The organism is Mesorhizobium sp. M7A.F.Ca.CA.002.09.1.1 (assembly GCF_003998555.1).
In the GTDB taxonomy this organism is placed as follows: domain Bacteria; phylum Pseudomonadota; class Alphaproteobacteria; order Rhizobiales; family Rhizobiaceae; genus Mesorhizobium; species Mesorhizobium ciceri.
The window spans coordinates 1-2,908 of the sequence record NZ_RZRR01000735.1 but is presented as its reverse complement, the minus strand read 5'-3'; the positions used below and the strand labels follow the sequence as shown (position 1 = coordinate 2,908).

Genomic DNA, 2,908 nt, shown 5'->3' with positions numbered 1-2,908 from the left:
CCCTATAGCAGCCCCTTGAGATGACCGACGCTTCGTCCCCCTATCCTCAACGCCATCTTCTGGGCATCCGCGACCTTTCCCCTGCCGACATCGAGCTGTTGCTCGACAGGGCGGACCGGGCGGTCGCGATCTCGCGGCAGTCCGAGAAGAAAACCTCGACGCTGCGCGGCCGCACACAGATCAACCTGTTCTATGAAGCCTCGACGCGCACGCAGTCGTCGTTCGAACTGGCCGGAAAGCGGCTTGGCGCCGATGTCATGAACATGTCGGTGGCAAGCTCTTCGGTGAAGAAGGGCGAAACGCTCATCGACACGGCGATGACGCTGAATGCCATGCGGCCCGACATATTGATCATCCGCCACCAGTCGGCCGGTGCGGCCGCGCTTCTCGCGCAGAAGGTCGGCTGCTCCGTCGTCAATGCCGGCGACGGCGCGCATGAGCACCCGACACAGGCGCTGCTCGACGCGCTGACCATCCGCCGCGCCAAAGGCCCGCTGTCGAAGCTGATCGTGGCGATCTGCGGCGACATCCTGCATTCGCGCGTGGCGCGCTCCAACATCATGCTGCTCAACGCGCTCGGCGCGCAGGTGCGCGTCGTTGCGCCGTCGACGCTGCTGCCCACTGGCATCGAGAAGATGGGCGTCATCGTCACCCGTTCGATGGCCGAAGGCCTCAAGGACGCCGATGTGGTGATGATGCTGCGCCTGCAGCGCGAGCGCATGGAAGGCGCCTTCGTGCCTTCGGTGCGCGAGTATTTCCGCTATTTCGGCCTCGATGCGGAAAAACTGAAGGCGGCCAAAGACGACGCGTTGGTGATGCACCCCGGACCGATGAACCGTGGCGTCGAGATCGCTTCGGAAATCGCCGACGGCCCGCAAAGCGTCATCCAGGAACAGGTCGAAATGGGCGTTGCTGTGCGCATGGCGGTCATGGAAGCGCTGCTCGATCCCCGTCGCAATCAAGAGGGCCGCGGCGCATGAGCATAACGGTCTTTGAGCGCGCCCGCATCGTCGACCCCTCGCGCGGCATGGACGAGATCGGCGCCGTCATCGTCGATGGCCGCAAGATCGTTGCCGCCGGCAAGCCAGCGCTCAACCAGGGCGCGCCCGAGGGCGCCACCATTATCGACTGCGCCGGCAAGGCGATCATTCCAGGCCTTATCGACGGCCGCGTCTTCATCGGCGAACCGGGCGGCGAGCATCGCGAAACCATTGCGTCGGCGAGTGTCGCGGCGGCGGCTGGCGGCGTCACCTCCATCGTCATGATGCCCGATACCGACCCGGTGATCGACAATGTGGCGCTTGTCGAGTTCGTGCTGCGCACCGCCAAAGACACGGCTATCGTCAACGTCTTTCCGGCTGCGGCGATCACCAAGGGCCTCGACGGGCGCGAGATGACCGAGTTCGGCCTGCTGCGCGAAGCCGGCGCGGTCGCCTTCACCGATGGCCGCCACACCATATCGAGTGCGCTGGTGATGCGCCGCGCGCTGACCTATGCGCGCGACTTCGGCGCCACCATCGTGCATGAGACGCAGGATGCGGACCTCGGTTCATCCGGCGTGATGAATGAAGGCCTCTACGCCAGCTGGCTCGGCCTTTCCGGCATTCCGCGCGAGGCCGAATCCATCCCGCTGGAACGCGACCTTGCGCTGGCGCGGCTGACGCGCGGTTCGTACCATGCGGCGAAGATCTCGACGGCGATGGCGGCAAACGCCGTGACGCGTGCCAAGGCCGACGGGGCGACGGTGACGTCGGGCGTGGCGATCCACAATCTGTCGCTCAATGAAAACGATGTCGGCGAATACCGCACCTTCTTTCGCCTGACGCCGCCATTGCGTGCCGAGGAAGACCGGCTGGCGATGATCGAGGCGGTCAGGGACGGTACGATCGACGTCATCGTCTCCTCGCACGATCCGCAGGATGTCGACACCAAGCGCCTGCCCTTCGCCGATGCGGCGGCCGGCGCCATCGGGTTGGAGACGCTGCTGGGCGCGGCCTTGCGGCTCTACCACAATGGCGACGTGCCGTTGCTGAGGCTGATCGAGACCCTGTCCACGGCCCCGGCAAAACTGTTCGGACTGCCCGGTGGCACGCTGAAGCCCGGCGCTGTCGCCGATCTTGCGCTTGTCGACCTCGACGAACCCTGGATCGTCAGCGAAAGCGGCATTCGTTCGCGCTCAAAAAACACCTGTTTCGAAGGTGCGCGCCTGCAAGGCAAGGTCTTGCAAACGCTGGTTGCGGGCCGCACAGTGTTCTCCGTCTGAGCCGGACAACCCGCGCACCGCGCCTGATCCGGCCAAACTGGGGGAAATGCGGGGGAAACAATGACTTACAGCCTCATCCCAGCGCTTGTGTTCGGCTATCTCCTGGGCTCGATTCCGTTCGGACTTCTGCTCACCCGCGCGGCCGGCCTTGGCGATGTGCGCCAGATCGGCTCGGGCAACATCGGCGCCACCAATGTTCTGCGCACCGGCAACAAGGGCCTAGCCGCGGCGACGCTGTTGCTCGACGCGCTGAAGGGCACGGCCGCCGTGCTGATTGCTGGCTATTTCGCGCCTGACCTGGCGATCTGGGCCGGTCTCGGCGCCTTTCTCGGTCATCTCTTCCCGGTATGGCTGGGCTTCAAGGGCGGCAAGGGCGTCGCCACCTATCTCGGCGTGCTGATCGGCCTTGCCTGGCAGGTAGCGCTGATCTTCGCCGTCGTCTGGCTGGTGATGGCATTCCTCTTCCGTTATTCCTCGCTTGCGGCGCTGACGGCGGCGGTCATCGTGCCGATCGCCCTCTATGTCCTGAGCACGCCGCAAATTGCCGGATTGTTCGTGGTGATGAGCGTCATCGTTTTCATCAAGCACCGGGAAAACATTTCGCGCCTGCTTGCCGGCACCGAGGGCAAGATCGGAGCCAAGGGA

The 2,908-nt window shown here is 64.8% G+C and carries 3 protein-coding genes; all 3 read left to right on the top strand.

Translation table 11 applies throughout. From position 1 onward, the window contains the following. The first annotated feature begins 20 nt into the window (after positions 1 to 20). A complete protein-coding gene (locus tag EN994_RS25350) occupies positions 21 to 980 on the top strand; it encodes an aspartate carbamoyltransferase catalytic subunit (protein WP_063167954.1) in 960 nt (319 codons plus the stop codon). Further along, positions 977 to 2,263, top strand: a complete 1,287-nt coding sequence (locus EN994_RS25345; protein ID WP_063167953.1) for a dihydroorotase — start codon at positions 977 to 979, stop codon at positions 2,261 to 2,263. The genes EN994_RS25350 and EN994_RS25345 overlap by 4 nt, the downstream gene beginning before the upstream one ends. Before the next feature lie 60 nt (positions 2,264 to 2,323). Then, positions 2,324 to 2,908: glycerol-3-phosphate 1-O-acyltransferase PlsY (gene plsY, locus EN994_RS25340; RefSeq protein WP_063167952.1), on the top strand; the 585-nt coding region annotated here is incomplete at its 3' end.